This is a genomic window from Candidatus Hydrogenedentota bacterium, from assembly GCA_012523015.1.
Taxonomy (GTDB): domain Bacteria; phylum Hydrogenedentota; class Hydrogenedentia; order Hydrogenedentales; family CAITNO01; genus JAAYBJ01.
This window is the reverse complement of sequence record JAAYJI010000005.1, coordinates 1-21,783: the sequence shown is the minus strand read 5'-3', so window position 1 is coordinate 21,783 and position 21,783 is coordinate 1. Positions and strand designations below refer to the sequence as shown.

10 protein-coding genes are annotated in these 21,783 nt (G+C 51.9%); 6 read left to right on the top strand and 4 right to left on the bottom strand.

The window, feature by feature from the left end; translation table 11 throughout:
* Positions 1-122: 122 nt before the first annotated feature.
* A complete protein-coding gene (locus tag GX117_00225; protein NLO31770.1) occupies positions 123-2,930 on the top strand; it encodes a hypothetical protein in 2,808 nt (935 codons plus the stop codon).
* A 58-nt stretch (positions 2,931-2,988) separates the two neighbouring features.
* Here the strand turns inward: GX117_00225 and GX117_00220 are convergent, their stop codons facing one another.
* Positions 2,989-6,807 carry a tetratricopeptide repeat protein gene (locus tag GX117_00220; GenBank protein NLO31769.1) on the bottom strand — a complete coding sequence of 1,273 codons (3,819 nt, stop codon included), beginning with the start codon at positions 6,805-6,807 and terminating at the stop codon, positions 2,989-2,991.
* A gap of 108 nt (positions 6,808-6,915) precedes the next feature.
* Positions 6,916-11,151 carry a tetratricopeptide repeat protein gene (locus GX117_00215; protein NLO31768.1) on the bottom strand — a complete coding sequence of 1,412 codons (4,236 nt, stop codon included), beginning with the start codon at positions 11,149-11,151 and terminating at the stop codon, positions 6,916-6,918.
* Positions 11,152-11,203: 52 nt separating this feature from the next.
* Here GX117_00215 and GX117_00210 point away from each other — a divergent pair, with 52 nt between their 5' ends.
* Both GX117_00210 and GX117_00205 read left to right on the top strand, forming a co-directional pair.
* Entirely contained in the window at positions 11,204-11,452 is a 249-nt protein-coding gene (locus GX117_00210; protein ID NLO31767.1) for a hypothetical protein, read from the top strand.
* A gap of 220 nt (positions 11,453-11,672) precedes the next feature.
* On the top strand, positions 11,673-13,031 hold the full coding sequence (locus GX117_00205; GenBank protein ID NLO31766.1) for a Gfo/Idh/MocA family oxidoreductase: 1,359 nt from the start codon (positions 11,673-11,675) through the stop codon (positions 13,029-13,031).
* Between the two features lie 61 nt (positions 13,032-13,092).
* Here GX117_00205 and GX117_00200 read toward each other — a convergent pair whose 3' ends face one another.
* Positions 13,093-14,613: a sugar isomerase gene (locus tag GX117_00200; GenBank protein NLO31765.1), complete on the bottom strand. Its 1,521-nt coding sequence runs from the start codon at positions 14,611-14,613 to the stop codon at positions 13,093-13,095.
* Positions 14,614-14,885: 272 nt separating this feature from the next.
* Here GX117_00200 and GX117_00195 point away from each other — a divergent pair, with 272 nt between their 5' ends.
* The 3 genes from GX117_00195 (at position 14,886) to GX117_00185 (ending at position 20,005) form a co-directional block, all read left to right on the top strand.
* Positions 14,886-16,712 carry a hypothetical protein gene (locus GX117_00195; protein NLO31764.1) on the top strand — a complete coding sequence of 609 codons (1,827 nt, stop codon included), beginning with the start codon at positions 14,886-14,888 and terminating at the stop codon, positions 16,710-16,712.
* Positions 16,713-16,848: 136 nt separating this feature from the next.
* A complete protein-coding gene (locus tag GX117_00190) occupies positions 16,849-18,153 on the top strand; it encodes a metallophosphoesterase family protein (GenBank protein ID NLO31763.1) in 1,305 nt (434 codons plus the stop codon).
* Positions 18,154-18,259: 106 nt separating this feature from the next.
* A complete protein-coding gene (locus tag GX117_00185) occupies positions 18,260-20,005 on the top strand; it encodes an MBL fold metallo-hydrolase (GenBank protein NLO31762.1) in 1,746 nt (581 codons plus the stop codon).
* 226 nt (positions 20,006-20,231) lie between these two features.
* Here GX117_00185 and mgtE read toward each other — a convergent pair whose 3' ends face one another.
* Positions 20,232-21,605 (bottom strand): magnesium transporter, encoded by a 1,374-nt coding sequence (gene mgtE / locus GX117_00180; protein NLO31761.1) that lies wholly within the window; start codon positions 21,603-21,605, stop codon positions 20,232-20,234.
* Between the last annotated feature and the right edge of the window lie 178 nt (positions 21,606-21,783).

Here is a 21,783-nt window from a genome sequence, read left to right as displayed (position 1 = left end):
AATATGGGAGTAGGTTATACGTGCTCCTGTGTTTGTCTTTCCACGCAATACAGATGGATAATAATCCCTTTGGGATTTACATACTGAAGTGATGATTCTCCACAACGATGGAAATAAGGGACTTGAGTACAATGCGATTCATCTTTTCTTTCTCAGTCGTAGCGTCTGTAGTGATGGGTGTCTTGGCCGGGTGCTCGGACAAAGACCTTCAATTTACCAGTGCAAATCTCAACACGACTATGCGTGAGTTTGTTTGGGGTGCATTAGACGGTTCCCCTGAGGCAAATGAGGAAGAGCATTCCGACCGGGAATTAGTGGAACCGGATGTCATCCGCCGTTCCGGAGATCTTTTATTCATTTTGAATCAATACAGAGGATTGACCATTGTGGATATGGCACGGGAAGAGCTGTTATCACAGACGCCTGTAAACGGTTATCCCCGTGATTTATATTTGGTCAATGATCAGGCTTACGTGTTGGTCAGTTACGCACGTAATGTCTCTGTAGAGAATGAACTCATCCGTGTCACGTATGGCTCCATGCTCTATGTGCTGGATATCAACGACCCGACGAAGATCACGACCCGCGGCACTTTCGGGTTTGATGGCGATCTTGTCGACAGCCGCATGGTGGGGAATACCCTCTATGTGGTCACAAGCGATTACAGTTGGTACGAATACAGCCAAGACGGGACAAGTGCCGACTCCGAAACCGTATCCTACGGCACCACCGGCGCGACAGCCATTAACATTACTACCCCGGAAAATATCTACGTGGCTGACCAACTTCTCTTTGAAGGATACGGAAACCTTATTTACGCTACGGAGAACGCCATTTTCACCGTAAGCCACGATTATGGCAGCGGAAACAGCCGCATTGACTACGTGGATATTAGTGATCCAAAAGGGAAAATCATGCTGCGCGGCTCCACTATAGTGCCCGGGTATATGGCAGATCGTTTCAAAATGGATGCTTGGCAGGGTAGTTTGCGAACCGTGACTAATACATGGGGACAAAACCGTCAAACGATTGTGACCGTTTTTGATATTACCAATCCCGACAGCCTGATACAATTGGGGCAGACTGCCCTCGAAAGTGCTGAAGGCGACAGTCTTTTCGCCACCCGTTTCGATGGTCCTCGGGCCTATATCGTCACTTATTTCAACGTGGATCCCCTTTTTATCGTCGACTTAACAGACCCGCGAAATCCATACGTGGCAGGTGAATTGGAAGTGCCCGGATGGTCTACGCATATTGAAACACGGGGCGATCGGTTAATTGCGCTTGGCGTGGATGATTCTGAAGGGCGCCGTGTTATGGTAAGCCTCTTTGATGTACACGATCCGGCGGCCCCTAAACGGCTTGACTATGTCAGTTTCGGCGACGAGTGGTCTTGGTCATCCGCCTATAATGACGTCAAATCCCTCTCCATTTTCGATGATATCTTGCTGATCCCCGTAAGCGGTTTTAACAAAGAAGAGGACAAACCTTATAACCGTCTGCAATTTGTTTCGTGGCAGCGTGACCGCTTGACGGTGCGCGGCCGCGTTGATGTGCAATCTGAAATTGTGCGTTCCTTTGCCTATGATAATTTGTTTTATGGCGTGACTCAAGAAGAACTTGCCATCATTGACGGATCGGACTTATCTCTGCCTGTTGTAAAAAACAATCTTGTCCTTGCGGAAAATATCATTGATGTGCTGCTTCTGGAAAATGGCGCGATCGTCGAACTTTTGGCGCCCCACGGACGTCAAGAAACGGTATTGCGTGCCCTGTCTCATCCGGGCGGAGAAGAGGCGGGCACATTCGTCTTGAAAAATACAGAACTGTCTCAGGCTTTCCCTTGGCATAACAGTATTGTTTTGGTCACGAAGGCCTACGGCTATGAACCCGAATACAGCGCCCGCTATGAAATCAGTTTGGTCGATTTCAGTGACGTTTTTCACCCCGTCGAAATCGGGAATTGGGTCGCAGATATTGAGCCCCTTTGGGGGTGGGGGTATTGGGGCGGTATATATCCCGCAGAAGGCATGTTTTACCGACCCTATACTAACGGTTATTACTCAGGAAACACCGCTTTCTTAGCCGGTGATTTCCTTGTCCTTCACGGAGGCCGTTCTCAGTCAGATTGGTGGAGGACGCGCTTTGAACATATTTTTGCAGTCTTGGATCTTGCCGATCCCGCAGCTCCCCATTATCTAAGCTTAGGCACACAGAATATAGAGCAAGTTACGGCGGAAGGTCATTTGATTTATATCAGCTCCTACGACACGCTTTATAGTGCCAACAGCATGCAGCCCCGGTGCGCCTATTTTCTGCAATCGCTCAATCCCTTTGACCGCACGCTGGGGCAACGCATCAATGTGCCCGGACTTATCATTCACAGGGTGACGGGTACGAATTACGCATACTTTAAAGATCACCAATACAACAAGGACAATACCCTTGCCACAGTGCTCCATTCGGTCATCCTTTCAGACAGCCGGGCTGCGTTGGTTGACACGGTCGTCTTGGAATCTGACTACCAGAGTTTTATGCCTGATGAAGAGAAGCTATATTTCGTCGGTATGCCCTATACGGTTGATGAAACGCTTGACGGGGACGTGTCTACTTCCACGACAAATGACACCGATAGAGACAGTAACCTGTCGTATCACATCGGCAAGTATATTTTGACCCAAGAAGGTATGATCGAATTGACGGCACAAAAACCCGTAAGCACGGAATGGTGTACACTCTTGGGCGCACACGCAAATCATCTGTATTTGACCGTTTCGGGAACCGTCATTGCTCAATACGATTTCAGCGGCTCGAATCCTGAATTGAAAGCGCTGGAATCGACCATGTCTTATCCGTGGAAGATTTCTTTTGTCGACCATACCGCCTATATTCCCTTGGGATATAGTGGTGTGTTTATCATGAATCAATAATAAGCCGTTGAGTCGGTACAGCCCCCCTGTGGCGGACACAGGACTACAACCGATAGCTTCAGTTTTCTGTTGTTTCTCCGGCTTTGATGAGGTAGGGTCGCAGCGCTTCGCTCCAGCGACGGTATCCTTCATCGCTTAAATGTAATTCGTCGTCACGGAAACATACGGGATCGGGCAAGCCCTTCTCATCCAGAAGCAAAGGAACAAGATCGACGAAGATCATGTTTTCCCGCGTGGCAAGCTGTTCAGCGATAATCCCATTGGCGGCGAGCATGACCGGCGCATACTGCCAGCGGGAAGCACTGGGTTTGGTGCTGATCACAATAATCTGCGCCTTCGGTGCCACTGTGCGCAGCGCATCTACAGCATCCAATCCATCTTGTGCTGTCTCTTCAGCGGTCTCATTTCTGAAAACGTCGTTATCACCGGAATACAAAACAAGGATGGAGGGCTGGTGGCTGCGCACGATCTCCTTGTGGAAGAGAGTCACTTCTTTATACACAGAGCCGCCAAAGCCGCGATTCACAACAGGTAAATCGGGGAAAAACTTCTTCACATCCCACATGCGAGCCGTGGAGCTGCCGGTAAAGAGGATATCGCCGGGAACGGGTGTTTCTGCCTCATCTTCCTCGGCAAAACGCTGCATATCTGCCCAGTATCGGTTCTCTTCTTTCATTTTTTGAAGGGCAATCTCAGCTTCGGAACGAGGCTCAGTATTTGCCAAATAATCGCGGGTGATTTCATCCATGAGCGGATAGAGGTCGACACCTGCCTTTTTCAGTTGATCCATCTCCTGTCGGAGCTTGTCGTAGTCGCGCATCTCCAAGGCCGCGAAAAAGATCGGTCCGAATTGCTGCGCGTAGCTGTCATCCATACTCATGGCAGTCCGGTACGACTCGACGGCTTGTTCCGTATCCTTGTTGGCAATGTAAAGCACGGTAAGAAGCCCAAAGGCTCCGGGCGACGGATGCTCTGTTCCATCAAGATAGCGGTTAAGCCCTGCCATCGCCTCTTCAAATCTACGCAGAATAATTAAGTTAAATACCCGCGACGTATGGGCGGCTTCGAGTCGCGGATCCGCCTGCACCGCCTCCTCCAACGCTGTCACCGCCTCTTCATACTCGCCGCGGCTCTGTGCAAGGATTCCGCGCCGATAGGCGTTGATCCCGTTGAGGCTCGCCGTCGTATCAGCCCCGCTGCGTATATCGTGAATGAGAAACTCGGTCATCGTCCTATAATCGGGGTCTTTTTCAGCAACACGCAGAAGCAAGGGAAGCGCCTCTTCCTGTCGCTTCGCAGCAACCAGATGAAGCGCTAATTCAAGGGCCGCCGGGTTATTGTCGGGATTTATTTCCACTGCTTTGGCAAAGGCGCTCAGCGCTTGTTCTTCCTTTGCATTCGCCGCTGCATCAAAGCCTTCCCACATGCTGCGGATTGATAACGCTGCTTCGGACACACCTTCGCCCGATGCAAGGGCTTTCGCTAAACTGTCGTAGCTCTTGCGGGTCTGAGTATCTGTGTCAAAAAGCATCTTCATGGTGTTGGCGGCGCGGTCCAGGTTGTTATGTTCAGTTAGAATCATTGCAAGATAAGCAAAACTATCAATAAGAGGACGGTCGGTGGCGCTTAGATACTGCTGCAGCAGTGCTTCTACGTCTTCATCGCTGTCCCCGTCGACCCAGACATAGGCAAGCATAAGCTGAGCAGCAACCAGTTGGGGATCAGTCGCGCGGGCATGTTGCAGCATACGTTGCGCTTTTTCCGTGTCGCCGGTGCTGAGTGCTAAAAGCGCCTCACGATAGTCCATAACAGCGCTTAATTTTGCGGGAATGTCCTGACCATTTGCCAATGCATCAACGAGACTGGAGAGCATATCACGATACCGATCATCGGCATTCATTGCAAGCAGTAACGCTTCTCTCGCTTCGGTATAGGTTCCTTGTTGTGCCAGCTCCAGCCCTATTTCGACATGAGCGAGGGCAAGCATGGGATCCAAAGCCGCCGCCTTTTGAAACGCCTGCAGCATGAGGCGCGGCTGAACATTCTTGCGCAAACCATAGGCTTGCCAAAGCGTTTCGATGGCTGCTGCCTTGGTATCGAGTTCTTCAGCCGCATCCAAGGCTTTACGAAAATTCCCATAGATTTCTTTGGCGAAGGTATTGATCTTAAAAATACCGTCAAAGATTTCTTTTGCCGCCTCTCGTTCTCCTTGCAAAGCCAGAGCCGTTGCAAGCTCTCCGAAAGCTTGCATGCTGTGATGCTCCAGGTCTCCCGCTAAGCTGTCTTTTTTGATGTCCGAGTCCGTATATAAAGCTTCTATAGAATCGGGCAGGGCTGCCGTTCCCCTGTCCATGCGATAGATATAGATTTCGCGAATGGCAGGAAAAGACCAGCGTTCAAAAGGAATAGACCATTCTTCAAGATAACGCTCAAAATCTTGGGGCGGGCCCGGCTCAAAATAGTCCATAGCCACGAGCACCCAGACTCGTGTGTCTTCCGTCTCCGAAGGAAGTATGCCTAGACACAGAGCAGTCTGCGCGGCTAAAAGGGAATAAGTACTCGCTGAAGCCACAGGAATCTCTAGGTTTTGCGGTGTCAATACTTCCATATTGTGTAGAAAAATATTTCGGCTAAGCCTGTTCTTAACCAGCAATACATCGTGAGGCGCAGCCTGTTCTTGAAGGAAGAGTGCGGCGGAACGCCAATCGCTGCGCTGCGGACCCGGCTGCAGCCAAAACCATTGGAGAAACATGAGTCCGCAAAGGAGCAAGGGCAATACGAGACGGCGACCGGGAATTTTGGACGCTCCAAATGCTGCGCCCAAAAGCAGGTATAAGGCAAGGGTACTATGAATCGTATAGCGCGGAAACATACAAGGGCGCATTGTCCAAGACAGTATAAATAAACTTATGGGCGAGATAAGAAGCCAGAGATAAAAAAGGAGTCCATAGTTATTTTTGGAGGCGGAATCTTGTGTCTTCTTTCGCGCCCCACTCGCCGCAACTTGTAAAAGACCGACTAGGATCAGTACGGCAAAGACAAGGTCAACAACCACGCGCAGCGATCCCAAGGAAGCTGCTATCGCGCCCAATCGAAACTGCCAATGAAAGGCGGAAATATCGTCGAAGAAGAGATCAGCGCCAAGGGATAAGACGCCCGGCAGTGCAATCCAGCGTGCTGTGGTATCTTGCGGCCAGAACCGAAGCGTGGAAAGATAAAAGGCTGTGGGCGCCAATAAAATCACTTGCACGATGCCCCACTGAAAGAGAAAGCCGCGCCACACCTTCAAACGAAATAGCAAAAAAATACCTAAGGAAAGAGGCAGTAAGACCGAAAAGGCATGGGTCCAATACAAGAGCAGGCAGGCAATAGCATGGGCTGCCCACCATGACAAGCGCCGCTCCTCGAGAAGGCGGATAAAGGTCCACACGACCAGGGCGGTAAGGAATATAAACAGAACGTAAGCGCGTATACCTTGGGCGTGGTGTATATGGTTGGGCGACAGGGCGACCAGCGCGGCCGCCAACAAACCTGCACGTCGGCTCACCATGCGTCTGCCCAATCCGTAGACGAGGGGAATGACGGCAACACCGATAAGAACACTCAGAAGCCGAAGACTCAATACGGAATCATGCACATAGTGTGTCCACCAATATTCCAGACTGTAATAACTGGGCAGGCTGAGCGGATCAAGGCTTAGATTCCACGCGAGGAAGTCGGAAAGGGTAGGCGTATTCAAATACACATGGCTGGCGTATTCATCCCACCACAAAGACTCCTTGGTAATCCCGACCAACCGAAGGATGACAGCGATTCCCATGATTAACAGGAGCACAAAAAGACCGGCAATCGTATGTTGTTTTTCTTTTGTATTCATGGACAAATCATAGCCCAAGGGGGTGGTAACAGTCCAACAGCCATACCGAGAAAACAACCTATCGGAATTCTTGTTCTCCGCCCCACGGCATTAGGGAAGGGTTTCCTTTTATTCCTTTATGGCGCCGGCAGCGGTCAGTTTCTCCCGTACATCCTGCCAGTCGGGCCGCTCGAGAAGGACCTGTTGATATTCTTTGATGGCAGCGGCGGCATTGCCCAACTCAAGCTGTATATCGCCGAGCAACACACGGACACGCAAATTATCGGGCTCAATGCGGCGCGCCTCTTCAAGTACCTGAAGGGCTTGCTCCTTTTTTTTCTCACGCATATACAGGCGTCCGAGGTTCAACAGAACATTGGCGTTTCCGGGCATAAGCACACGCGCCCGTTCAAAAGCGTCGATGGCTTCGACAGTGCGCCCGTCGCGGGAAAGGAGATCTCCGAGATTATTCCATGCCAGATCAAAATCAGGATAGCGTTCAATCGCTTCGCGGTAATAGCGTTCTGCCTCGTCCGTACTGCCCCGCGCTGCTAAGGCATCGGCAAGGCCTACATGAAGTCCGGCATCCTCCGACAACAAAGGCAGTGCCCTTTCAAAATACTGCAAGGCTTCAGCAGCCAATCCTTTTCGCATGAGCAAAAAGCCATACTGGCGCAAAGCCAAGGCATGTTGCGGCTGCAAGGCAAGAGCACGTTCATAATGCTGTTGTGCGGCGTCTGGATTATTTTCCGCGGCCAAGACATCGCCCAGTCCGACATGGGCATCTGCATCGTCGGGCGTCGCCTGCAGGGCACGTTCAAACAATTCTTTTGCCTCACCTTCTCGATTCAGCTGTATCAAGAGGAAGCCCAGATTCTTCGGCGTGTTGACATTATCAGGATCCAGTTCCAAAGCACGTCTGTAATGGGTGAGTGCAGCTTCCCCATCACCGGCATCGCGAAGGAGCCCCGCCATATGGTGATGAGCAAGGGCAAGGGATTCATCAGCGGCGAGCGCATCGTGAAAGGCCTGTAATGCCCCCTCTTTATCGCCGCGCTCCTCTAGAAGCAGCCCCACATTGAGCAGTGACGGCCCATGGTGGGGATCCATACGTAAGCGGTCCCGAAAGCGGTTCATCGCTTCCTCACTGCGGCCCGTGACGCTGTACACATAGCCTAAATTAAAGAAGCTGTCCCCGTTCACCGCGTCCAAACACAGGGCGTGCTTCAACCATTGCTCCGCTTCCTCGTTCCTATCGATCAGAGAAAGGGTGAAGGCGAGGCTGTTCATGGCGTCAATATAGCCGGCATCCCAATGCAAGGCATTTCTGAAGGCGTCCACAGCGGCTTCATAGTGCTTCAATCCTGCCAAGGCACGCCCATAATCGTAATACAGGCGGGCGTCCTGATCGTGGTCTTGCAAGAGCATCTTGAACAGCGATTCCGCCTCCTCAAAACGCTGTGCATCGATGAACGTGATGCCCAGGTCGGTACGCGCCCCGTCGTCCTCCGGAACCTCCTCCAAATATTGGGTGAAATTATCGATCGCTTCCTCATTCTTTCCTGCTGCGTGCAAGCTGAGCGCGAGATTCTTCCACGTCTGCGGACGGTCAGGGGCGGCTGCCTTTGATTTGTCGAGCGACGCAGAGGCTTCTTCAAAACGCTGCAGCCCGTAGAAAGCGAGTCCTTGTTCATACAACAACGAGGCATCTTCGGGCGTCTGCTCTAAAGCGATTTCCAGGTAAGGCAGCGCGCCCGCCCCGTCACCCCGAGACCGCAGCACCGTCGCCACGCTGCAATTTGCCGCATAGTGCTTGGGATCACGCTTCAAGGCGTCGTAGAAATGAGTCATAGCCTCCGGTATCATGCCTTGTCGCTGGCGGATGAGCCCAAGGTTATAATGGATCTCCGGATCGCCGTGCAGCGTTTTCACTGCTCCTTCCAAGTGGGACAGCGCCTTTTCGAAATCGCCGCTGTTAATGTAGAGGACGCCCAGCTCGAATTGCGCTTTGCCATGGTCAGGGTTCAGAGCAAGAACCTGAAGGAGATGCTTTTCTGCCTCTTGCAGGTCGCCAAGCGCCTTCAAAGCACAGCCATAATTGTAGAGGGTATCGACCGCTTCGGGCAGCAGTGCAAAGGCCTTGTCGAAAGCTGCTCGTGCTTCCATTTCACGGCCCAGCCGCCCCAAACACAAACCCAAGTTCGAATAAACCTCCCCGTAATCGGGCGATACCCTTAACGTCTCGTTAAATTGCATCACGGCCGCTTCGTACCGCCCCAGGTGCATGAGCGCCAAGCCCGTGTTGTAGTGGAATTCCGGATTGTCCTCGTCTTCCATCAGCGCCTGTTCCAGCTGCGCTAAGCCCGCTTTATAATGACCGAGATCATTCAATAAAAGTCCCAAATTAAAGGCCGCCATACTGTAATTGGGATTGTAGCGCAGCGCCTGTCGCAGCAAGGATTCCGCTGCCTGTACGTCGCCCTGTCCCTTGCGCAGAACAGCAAGATCAACCAAGGCGCGGGCATGCCGCGGATTTACGGCAACCGCCTTCTCCAAGGTGTCGCCTTGTTCAGCGCCCTGTCCCATATAGGCATAGACACGGCTGAGTCCATACCAACTATCGGCATCCTCCGGCGCTCCGTGCAATCGCGATTGAAAAGCCTGAACCGCCTCTTCATAGTGTCCCATCTCACTGTAGGCAAGACCTAAATTATAATAAGCCTGCAGATAAGCCGGATCAATTTCCAGCGCCTTTCGAAAACAAGTTAAGGAAGCTTCCTGTTCTTTCAGATCAAAGAGCATCACGCCCCGATTGTAGTAGGCGTCAGCATCATCAGGCTGGTAAGCGATCCAGCGCTGCAAATCGTCCACGCCCTCCCGAAGTCGGTTGGTTGCTGTCCATGCCTGCCGTCTTTCATCGTGCCACCGTGCCCGGTCGGGCGTGAAAGGAATCCATTGAATGCTTGACAGCAGATAAAAACAGGCGAAAAGCAGTGCCCATCCGATACCATAACGATATCGGCGGCCCCTGATTAGAAGAAAGAGTTGATGCAGCGCGATTCCCCCGAAAATCATCATGAAGGGGATCATGGGAACGCGATACCGTGCGGTCACATAAAAGATGGCGTAAATGCCCGTGTACAGTATGATAGAGAATAAAAATAATGCCCCTAGAAGCCGTTGTTGTTTTACGGGGACAGCGTTTTCAGAAATATTTTCGGAAGTTCCCGTCCCTTTTCCAAAAATGAGCAAGATCACGCCCAAAAGGAAAATACCCATTATAAAGGGGAAGCCCGGCAAATAGCGTAGTATAGCGGAATGCTTTTTGTCATAAGCAATGATTTTATTTTCATCAATCTCCTGCGGACCCCAGAACAACACGACCTTCTTGAAAACGAGGCGCGCCCAGTCATGAGGATGACTGCGAATATAGTGCCACGCCTTTTGCGTGAGATGCCCGACCAATGCGGTATAGTCGTGGGGCGGCAAGCCAGAAGCCTCCGCGTAGCGTTCATACATTTTAGGAAAAGCAAAGAGGGACCATTCGTTGTTATCGCTATAGGCGCGCAGATCGGGTGAGTCAGGATTAAATCCCGTTGCCCAGGGATTGTTAGAATAATAAAAAAGGATAGGGCCGTCACCGGAAAGCACGGGGAACACGCCGGCATGGCGGTAATTGCGTAGCGTTACCGGCGCGAGAGGAATAGCAAGGGCAAGGAGCAAAACAAGGGGACTGAAGAGCGCTGTACGTCGGCGGCTGCCTTGGGGCCGGCGAAAGAGGACTACCAACAAGAAAAGGGGTAGAAAAACGATAAACTCACCACGGGTGAGAAAAAGACAGCCGAGAACGAGTCCCGCCCAAAAGACGGGGCGATAGGATCGCGAGGAAAAAGAAAGGGCGAGTAAATCCACTGTCGCCAACAACAAAAAGATACCAAGGCTCGTCTGTCCAATATCCATGTCATATAAGGGGAAAATAAAATACAGCGACATGAGCAGCGCAGCAAAGAAGGCGATCCCGTGATGAAAACAGCGACGCGTGAAATCGTAGAGCAGCAGGATGGAAAATAATCCGAGCAGCAGCTGTATTAAACGGGGCGCGGCAGCATTCAAGCCGAAGACTTTGTACACGCCGGCTAAAAACCACGGGTAAGCAGGCGGATGGCAATAAGGCATCCAGTCGCAAAAAGGTGAGTCTTTACCCGGTGGTGGTGTCCAATCTCCTGTGACAATAGCACGCGCCCAGTAGTCCTTAAAGGCGGCATCATGCATTGGATAGCCATAATCAGGTTCATCGCGATATTCCTGAAAAACATAAGCGCGGATGATTATGGCGACGGCGAGTAACAGGAGGATTGGTATCAAGCGCCTGAGCCGAATAGGTGAGGTTCTATCCTGCAATTGGGGGTCCCTGTATGTGAAGAACAACGGGAAAAAAGAAATACTTCAGCCGTCTATTGTGGTGGAGAAGAAAGGTATAAATCAAATGAATAGCCGAAGCTTTGGGCAAAAAAGATTGACAGCTCAAGTCGTTTTTGTTGCCATAGATGGGCAGAGAAAAAAAGAAGCTATCGCCACCGGGCGCCGCCTACGGCAGAAACACCCTCCCCGACCAATGGAACCTATGTACAAAACTTCAACGATATCGCTTTTATTCGTTGATTAAGGAGTAGGCAGGTACTGGTTATACCTTAGAGGAAACTTATCGTCGGGATTTACAGTCTTTTTGATTGAAGATTAGGATGCGTGTTATCCTCTTTTTACGTTGCAAGCAATTGTTTAGATTTCACCAACCATAAGGAAAAGTCAGTATGGACAGTATCAGTTTAAGTCGCCGCGCATTTCTCGCCGCCACTACGACCAGCATGGCCTTTGGCGCGGTGCGCATGGAAAACGGAAAAGAAATCATTGACGCGCCGCCGGTAACCCCGAATACGGCCAACGTTATACCGAGAAAACTCTCCCCTAACGAAAAGGTCAATGTTGCTGCTATCGGCGCCGGCGGCAAAGGCTACAGCGATATTATGAACTGTAAACGCCTGGGCGAAAACGTGATTGCCCTGTGCGACGTTGATTGGGATCGCTGCCAGGAAGGTTTCTATCGGCTCCGCGACGCCAAACAGTTTAAAGATTTTCGGATTATGCTTGAAAAGATGCCGGAAATTGATGCCGTCACCATTTCCACGCCCGACCACATTCACGCGCCTGCCGCCTATATGGCCATGAAAATGGGCAAACACGTCTATGTCCAAAAGCCCTTAACCCATACCGTCGCTGAAGCGCGGCTGCTGAAAAACATCGCCGCCGAGACGGGCGTCATGACGCAAATGGGTAACCAAGGTCACTGCGGCAACGGCGTACGAAGCCTTTGCGAAATGATCTGGAGCGGCGCCATCGGCGATGTCCGTGAAGCCCACGTTTGGACCCATCGCCCTGTGTGGGACAACCAAGGCTTAGCCGAACCGCTGCCGCCTGAAGTGGCTCCGGAAAACTTGGATTGGGATCGTTGGATCGGCCCTGCGCCCTGGCGTCCCTACCACCACAAATTAGCGCCCCATGACTGGCGTGCATGGCAGGATTTTGGCGGCGGTTCCCTCGGCGACATGGCGTGCCACATTATGGACGGTGCCTATATGGCGCTGAAGCTGGTAGAAACTTCCGATTACACGGTGGAAGTGGTTCATCAGGAAGGGCGCAACGATCAGACCTTCCCCTTGCTCACCACCATTAAATATTCCTTCCCCGCCCGCGGCGACATGCCCCCCGTCGATGTGTATTGGTATGACGGTCATTACCAAGACGAAAAGACAGGCGAAAAAGTGTATAACCGCCCGGATCGTCCGGCAGGAGTCCCGGAAGGGGATGTCCTCGGCGATGAGGATCTCAACGGCTCCTTCTTCATCGGCGATAAAGGCATTATCACGGCGGGCGAATATGCGGGCAATCCGCGTCTGCTGCCCGACGCCGCCATGAAAGAATACACCTTCCCCGACGAGACCTTAGAACGTATTCCCGATGAAAACCCCTATCTGGATTGGATCCGCGGCATTAAGACGGGCAAAGTGCCTTGTTCGAATTTCGATTACGCAGGTCCCTTCACGGAAATGGTGAACTTTGGTAATCTGGTGGTGAAATCCGGTCAAAAACTGCACTGGGACAACCAGAACGGCGTGGCACGTAACGTGTCTAACCCCGCGGAAATCGTCAGCAAAGAATACCGCAAAGGCTGGGAACTGCCCTGCTAAAGACAAGACTGTTTTATCTTCGACGCCGTCGCTCTTGCGAGAGGACGGCGTCTTCTTTATATTAGGCGGTGATGGCGTCCACGGTCACGCCAATCTGAGGCGCGGCATAGGCAATCTCTTTGAGATAATCGCCGTAAACCATCATCCAGTGGGAATCACGCACTTCGTTGATGAGCCGCCGCCAATCGCCATGGATACGCACATCCTGTTGGGATCGGCAAATCTCGAGGAAGGGATTATCTTCCACAACGCCGCGTATCCCCACCCAGCGGCCTGTGGCGAATTCAGGGCTGATAAAGGTCAGCTCTTGGCCGACGGGGATTTCCACTTTCGGCGCCGCGCCATATTCCGATTCATAGTGGGTGAGGATCTCTGCCGGATCATAGTGTACGCCGTCCATACGCCGCGGCCCCGTACAATGAGCACAGGTGACCACACCGTTATGGGGAAAGGTGGAGTTGTGCATGAACACGGGCTTGCCCGACAGATAGCGCAAAAAGATGCCGGCAGGAACAATTACAAAATCCGCTTCACAAAAAGCGACCTGTCCCTCATCGTTCAACAAGCCCAAGGTCAGACAAGCCGTTGTCTGGGACATGGGGATAATGGTGCTCATACACTGGTTAATGGTCATCAAGTCTGTGCCTGCTTCCTCCATAAGATCCTTGAAGATGCCGTAGAGCATAAAACTTCGTACGACGAAATCCCGTTCCGTGTTCAGCGTCGTACGGGGCAGCGCGAGATACTGATCGGTCCACGTCTCACAAAGCGCCATCTTCTTAGGGTCAGCTAACACCGACACGATACGTTTTTCGAGATCCGTGTAGGAGGCGTCGACTATATCCATCTTAAAGCGGTCTTGGGCGAACTGCGGCGCAGTGTCATCGTATTTACCCTGAGCGCCGCCGATGGCAAGAACCCGAGCGCCCATGAAATTGTGTGCGGCAAATCGGGCGCGGAGCCGCCAAAGCAATTCATCCGTATCATCTACCACCACATCCTCCACGGAAGCACGGCGCCGCGGATCGGCTGCTTCTCCGCTTTTGGTCAATTGACGCACACTCAAGGCTTCATACCAATAATAGACTGGGCCTGAACGATGCCGTACAAAGATCAATCCACCGTCCGGCAACAACGCGCTTTGCAACAGCTGCCCCGAGCCCGTGGCGGGATACACAATCACCACGTCGGGATTGGACGCGTGCGCCTGCTGCGCTTCTTCCTCGGTTTTTATAGCCGCCACGGGAAGCAGCTCGAGAGGAAAATCAGCTCGGCGGCTCAGGCTTTCCAACTCTTCTGTAATGCGCAGCTTTTCTTCGGCCGCCGCCTCCTCCGTTTGTATGCCGCCCCACGATTTCCATGAGTCTTGGACCCGCGGTTCAGGAGTACGGTACATCAGGATAGGCTGCACGCGCAAGGGTCTGCCCAAGGTATGGGGCTTTCGGTTCCCATCCCAATAATCAGCGGGCCAATCGGGCGTCGCTGCCGCGGCTCCTTTCGAGAAAGCGCCTACGGCTGTGGCAGCCGTCAAGGCTGAGGATACCCCCAGAAAAGATCTGCGGTTCATGCAACAGGTACACATTCTCAATCCTCCTTGTTCCCGGCAAACGTTAGGGCATTTGACCTGATATTTGTGCAGAAATGATTATATACCACAGTGCTGTGTTCTTGACAAAAAGGAAAGGGTAGTCCTCTCTTTGTGCATGGTGTTGCTCTTATACCGCTTCGTTCTGATCTATTTTCGCACTTTAGAACCGAAATTTTAAAGGTGTTTATTTTGTTTTTTTTTATGTTATACTCACGAGCATGATTAAAAACGACCGAACTCCACCGTATTTTGTGTGCGCCACTCTTGTGACACTGGTTTATTTTTCCATCGCAGCCTTCGCTCCCGCCTATGGAGAAGAGGCGCGTCCTCCGCAAGAAACAGCGGGGCCGACTGCAGAACAGATGAAACAGCTGCTGCAAAACACGCCCGCTTCCCCCCTGCTTTTCCCTGAATTGGAGGCCTTATCTCCAAGCGAGCTTGCCGCGCTGCCAGTAAGTGCTGTGCTCGTGGACTGGGGCAAAGGGGCGGCAGCAACGACAGAACTCCCCCAACTCACCTACTCTTTGTATCGTCTATTTAAAAAGACCGGTGACCGAAGCGCTTTTCAAACGCCTTATTTCGAAAAAAGGAGTTTGCTCGCCCGTGAAGCCCTCGTCCTATTGCTCAGCAATGATCTGACGCGCTTGGATCGGGTGAATGATCTGATCTGGTCTATTTGCGAGGAAACATCTTGGGTTCTCCCTGCACACGAAAAAGATGCATCCTATATTGATCTTGCCGCCGCTGAAACAGGCGCTTGGCTCGCGCAAATTGCCGCGACCTTGGGCGATACCTTACCCAAAGAAATTCATGAACGTGTTCATCAGGAATTAACGCGCCGTATTTTCGACCCCTTCCTCACCTATGGCGAAAAATACGGCTGGAGCCGAGGACTCAACAATTGGACGGGCGTATGCGCCGGGTCGGTAGGACAAGCCTTTCTCCTCTATGAAAAGGACGAGGATCGTCTTGCCCAAGCGCTGGCACTGATTGTGCAACAATTGGAACGCTTTATTGACAAGGGTTTTCATACAGACGGCTCCTGTTTGGAAGGCATAGGCTATTGGAGTTACGGTCTCAGTGAATATGTGGTCTTTGCGGAGATGCTGCGCGTGCGCACGGCAGGCGCAATTGACTTGCTTGCCCATGAGAAAATGCCGTCCATTGCCGCCTATCCCCTATCCGTCTATTTAGGCAATAACACCTACGCCAGCTTCGCCGACTCCCAAGAACGCAACACCATCGACGCCTACCTTGCCGGTCATCTGTCGAAACGAACGGGCAATAAAGCCCTTGCCGCGTTGGCTTCGCCGCAGCCCCAAGGGCAATTCCATTTTGCCTTGCGCAATATCTTATGGGAAATAGAAACCGTTGAAAAAGATTTGCCCATCACCGATCTGTTCCTTCCCGAATCGGGAATCATCAAACTCTCCACCCCTGTCTCAGGCGGCACGCTGACTGTCATCGCGAAAGCGGGTCACAACGCGGAACCTCATAATAATAACGATGTGGGCAGTTTCATTGTTGCCGTAGACGGAGTGGTTTATCTCTGTGATCCCGGCGCGGGCCTGTATAACCGGGATTATTTCAGCGGCAAACGCTATGAAAGTATTTTTGCAAATTCCTACGGTCACAGCGTTCCACGGATTCAAGGGAAGCTGCAGGCTACGGGTCCCCGCAGCAGCGGAAGCATTGAACAGCTTGGCGACAAAGGAACACGCATCCGTTTTGAAGCCGCCTATGCTATGGCCGAATTAGAAGAGGCCGAACGAATCATCCAACTGCAGGCCCAAGGCTTGACGCTGCAAGATCGTTTTCACTTCCAAGAAGGAAGCTTTGACGTGGAAGAAGCGCTCATGACCTGGCAGCGCGTAGAAGCCGAGGGTGATACGGTACGGATTATGACCGACACGGGCACCCTCGAAATCCAAAGTGACGGGGGCAGCTTTGCGGTGGAAAGTCTGGAAGATATCTGTAAAGCAAACAAGAAAAAAGGGATATTATCCCGCATCACTTTGACGGGTACTGCGTCGCCTGACTTCGCCGTAAAATTCCGCATGCAGTATTATCCCAACACGACGGCGACACCGTAGACGGAAATAGAAAGTCCTTATTTAAACTATTTTTATATACATCGCTTTGTTAGACTCGAAAAAGAGTTCACTGTTTTTTTATGTAAATTGGAAGGCGAAGGCGTCTTCCGGAACCTAGTAAAGGAGACAAGAAAAAATGACACATCCTGATGAGAAATTGACCGCTTCACGCCGCTCTTTTCTGAAGAGCACCGGCGCGGTGGGCGCCTCCATAGCCATGGCAGGCGGCGCAGGCGGCGCGGCGAGCATTATGGCCGCCACACCGGCAGCGGCAGCTTCGGACAAACCCAAAGACGGCCCCTTACACACCTACTTGACTTATTCCGATGATCCGACCACGACCATCGACGTGAACCTCTGTGTCAAACGTCGTACCGGTCGTGTAACCGTCTACTATGACACCGTTCCTCGTGACGGCAATCCGAAATCCTATGCGAACAAGATTGAAGCAACCTATTACCAGACGCTCATCGAATTGTATGACCGCCGCGCCATTTATATGGCAACGTTGAAAGATCAGAAACCGGGTCAGACCTATTATTTCGTCGGCGGCGATCCCGAATACGGCTACACGACGGAACGTTCTTTCTGCACCCTTCCCGGCGGCGATAAGCCTTTCCGTTTTGTGGACGGCGGCGACATGAATATCGGTGAACGTGCGCGCAAGCTCCTGAAATGGGCAGGCGAGCAAGATCCGGACTTTGTGACCATCGGCGGCGACATTCCCTATGCCAACGGCCTTTTCTCCGAATATGTAGACTGGATTCAGTGGTTCAAGAACTGGGATGACTTCATGCACACCAGCGACGGCCGCATGATCCCCATGGTAGCCGCCATCGGCAACCACGAAACAAACTCCTATATCTCCGATGATATCAACATGCGTTCGCCCTTCTATCTCGGCTTTTTCGGGCGTCAAGGCAAATATGTGTTCCACACCAAGAAATTCAGCGATGACGTGGTTATCTTCTTCTTAGATACGGGCCATCTGATTTCCATTGACGGCTGGCAGACCGACTGGCTTGGCAAAGAGCTTGAAAAACACAAAGACGTGAAATATAAATTTGCCAACTATCACGTGCCCCTCTACCCTGCGCACCGTGATTTCGAAGGGCTTCCCTCGAAAATGGCACGTACCCACTGGGGCCCGCTCTTCGACAAATATGGACTCACCATCGGCTACGAACATCACGACCACGTGTTCAAACGTTCGAGACCCCTCAAAGACAATAAAGTTGTCGAAAGGGGCGAAGGCACCATTTATCTCGGCGACGGTACCTTTGGCGTTGATCCCCGAGAGGTTGATTCCGAACCGCGCTGGTACAATGAGAAAGAAGGCCAAATTGCCCATTTCTGGGTTACCGATGTACGTCCCGACGGCTTGAGCTTCAAAGCTATCAACGAAGACGGCGAGGAAGTGGACGCTTTCACCCTTCCCTGATCTATGATAGTTAAAGAATACTGCATCTAATAATTGCCCGGTGATGTGTCGCGCCTCTACGGAGCGGCCATCCCGGGCATACACAATTATGAAGGAGTTACGCCCTATGCCTACGCGCTTTATCCTCACCCTGCTGATGCTCAGCCTCGCGCTTACTTTCGCATCTGCGGCAGCCGCCGATTCGCTGCCTTTTCCAACGGAACTGGTCGCCTTTACGCCTCTCCTTGAAAACCCGGTCTTTGAAGGCGGCGGAGAAGGCGCTTGGGATGAAAACCTGCGCGAGCGGGGATGGATCCTCTACGAAGAGGGCATGTATCACCTTTGGTATACGGGCTATCCGTCAGATAAGCGTGTCCGCAAACAACTGGGCTACGCTACTTCAGCCGACGGACTCCATTGGGAACGCTACGCGAACAATCCCTTGGACGTGGAAATGTGGGTGGAAGATATGATCGTCGTAAAAGTGGACGGCAGCTATTATATGTTCGCTGAGAATCATAATGATGAAACCCATCTCTTGATTTCTAAAGACCGCATTCACTGGCAGGAAGAGGGGGAGTTAACGATTTTAAAAACCAATGGTGAAGCCATTGACCCGGGGCCCTTCGGCACGCCAACAGTTTGGTATGAAGATGAGGTCTGGTATCTCTTTTATGAGCGCGATGATGAAGCCATTTGGCTCGCCACTTCCACCGATCTCAAAAAATGGGTTCATGTGCAAGATGAACCCGTATTGGAACGGGGACCCGACGATTACGATCAGGCCATGATCGCCATGGATCAGATTGTCAAATATGAGGGCATTTACTACGCCTATTTCCACGGGCTCATCCCCGGCAATTGGCCGCAAGAATGGACCTCCAATGTGGCGGCTTCAACAGACCTGATCCATTGGGAAAAGTACAGCGGCAACCCCATTGTGGACAATGATAAGTCCAGTCCGATCTTGGTGCAGCATGACACGGGCTATCGTTTTTATACGATGCACTCCGAAGTCTTCGCCTATGAGCAAGGAGAAAGTAAAGAAGCCCTGCGCCAACGGAACCAATCTTTCACGGTGTGGCAGCTGCCCAATGGAGACATGCCTCAGATGATGTCTTATGTCATCCAAACCGTCTACAATAAACTCATCGTCATCGACGGCGGCTACTACCAAAACGCTCCCTATTTGCGGCGCTTTATAGAATCGCGGGGCGGCAAGGTCGAAGCGTGGTTCCTGACCCACGTTCACCTTGATCATTGCCAAGCACTGACCGATGTGCTGAACAATCCGGAGGGCTTGGAAATCAACGCGCTCTACGCCTCCTACCCCGACCGCGAATGGTTTGAAAAGAACTGTGACGAAGGTTCCTTCAAAGTCTATGAAGAACTGACCGATGCCGTAGATAAGAGCGGGAAAGAAGTGCTCATGCCCGCACCGGGACAAGTCATTTCCATTGACGGCATTTCCATTCGCGTCCTCGGCGTATGCAATCCTGAAATTCTCGTGAATACGTTGAACAACTCGTCCATGGTGCTGCGTTTTGATGACGGCATCAAATCTGTTTTGTTCTTGGCTGATCTCGGCGTCGAAGGAGGCAATAAATTAATGGCAAGCCCTGAAGCCGCCTATCTGCCTTCCGACTACGTGCAAATGGCACATCATGGACAACAAGGCGTGAGCGAAGCCGTTTACGAAGCCATTGATCCGAGCTATTGCCTGTGGCCTACGCCCAAATGGCTCTGGGATAATAATTCCGGCGCCGGGGAAGATTCAGGACCCTGGCAAACCAAAAGCGTGCGCAGCTGGATGGACAAGCGCCCCATAAAACAACACTACCTCATGTTTAAAGGACTGCAAAAGATTAAATGATAAGGTGATAGAATGAACGGGATTGCGTAAAGATTGACTTCGGGGCAAGACGTGTCCACCGATCAGAATACGATGAGATTCCCGGAGATATCACCCAATACATCAAAGACACACTCCACATCGAACAAGGAAGCGGAGACACTATTTAATCTGTTTCGAGCACGGGGACAGGGCTAAAGCGCCGTGTTGCGTTTAGCCCTTCCATTTTATGGTCTATGCTCTCCCCTTAGCCGCCGATAAGCCCCGCTTCAATGGCTGCCCGTGCAAGGGTCAACACCACAAAAAATCCGCACATATCGGTGAGGGTCGTCAGCATGGGCGGCGCGCCCAAGGCGGGATCAATACGCATTCTGCGCAGGAGCAGCGGTATGAGTCCACCCAGCGATACGGCAACGAGTGTGTTGACGGCGAAGGCTGTGCCGATGACTGCGCCCATGATTGCGCCATCTTGAGAAAAGAGGGCGGCAATCAATCCCAAGGCGCTGCCCAAAAGAAGACCATTGATCAAACCGATCTGTATTTCTTTGAACCAGACATGTTTGAAGTCTTCTGGTTTAATTAAGCCTAGGGCGAGTTCGCGAATACTGACCGCTACCGATTGATTGCCGGTGCAGCCGCTCATATTGCAGATGATGGGCATAAAGAACACGAGAATAAAGAGACGATCGACCGTTTCTTGATGGCCGAGAACCACACTGGCGGCGACCATGCTCAAGATCATATTTAAAAAAAGCCACGATAAACGGCGCGTGCTCCGTTCCCACAGCGGCATGTTGCGGAACTCTTCTCCAAAGGCGATACCGCCCATGCGCAGCAGCGTACGTCCTTGCTCCTCGCCCCACTCCTCCACCACATCCACTTGACGGACAACACCCTGAAGCTTGCCCGCCTCATCGACGACAGGTAAAGCCCAAAAGGGGTAGCGTTCAAAGGTATCATTCAGTTCTTCCAAGGAGGTGTTGGTGAAGACGAAAATGGGATTGGCAATCATGAGGGATTTGATCGGCTTATCGGGCTGTGCAAAAAAGAGATCACGAAAGCGCAATACACCGACCAAAGCCCCGCGCGCCGAATAGACATAAATATATTGTCCCCCGATAATGGATTCTTCGGCAGCGTGGCTGTGCAGATCATCCTGTATACGGGCGACGGTATCATCCTCACCATAAGCGAGGAATTCGGTTATCATCATCCCGCCCGCAGTGTCGGGTTCATATTGCAGCAGCGCTCTGGCATTCTGCGCCTCTTCGGGATCCATTTGTTTCAAAATGGCTTCGGCGTCGTCCTCATGGAGTTCGCCCAAGATATCCGCCCGCCGGTCGCTCTCCATCTCATCAATAATGCTCGCCGCTTCATCAATCGGCAAATCCTCGATGATATCGGCGCCTTGGGCATCGGTCATCTCTTCGATAATGTCGGCGGCATCTTCAGGCTCCAACAATAAAAGTACTTGGTTACACGCCTCTTCATCGAGCCGTGAAAAGGCACGCGCCGTTTCGCCGGCAGGGAGGGCGTCTAGAAAATCGCTGAGTCCTTGGGCATCGTTTTCTTCCACGAGCAGGCGTATTTGTTCCCAAGACTGCATGGGTGTTTCGGGCATGGACTATATCTCCCCTTTGAGAAGGATGGTTGAAGGTTATGAAACCAATAAAAATAAACCGAGAATCGAAGTGACAGTTTAGGAAAATCCACCACGGCAGCGATGCAATGCATCTTGCCAGCCGGCGTAGCGCTTTTCACGTGTTTGCCTATCTATTTGCGCCGTGAAGCGGCGGTCT

Bases quoted from the DNA above. Each gene is read 5' to 3' on its own strand.
- GX117_00220 (NLO31769.1), bottom strand. From the start codon at position 6,807: ATGAATACAAAAGAAAAACAACATACGATTGCCGGTCTTTTTGTGCTC.
- GX117_00205 (NLO31766.1), top strand. From the start codon at position 11,673: ATGGAAAACGGAAAAGAAATCATTGACGCGCCGCCGGTAACCCCGAAT.
- GX117_00200 (NLO31765.1), bottom strand. From the start codon at position 14,613: ATGTGTACCTGTTGCATGAACCGCAGATCTTTTCTGGGGGTATCCTCA.
- GX117_00190 (NLO31763.1), top strand. From the start codon at position 16,849: ATGACACATCCTGATGAGAAATTGACCGCTTCACGCCGCTCTTTTCTG.
- GX117_00185 (NLO31762.1), top strand. From the start codon at position 18,260: ATGCCTACGCGCTTTATCCTCACCCTGCTGATGCTCAGCCTCGCGCTT.
- mgtE (NLO31761.1), bottom strand. From the start codon at position 21,605: ATGCCCGAAACACCCATGCAGTCTTGGGAACAAATACGCCTGCTCGTG.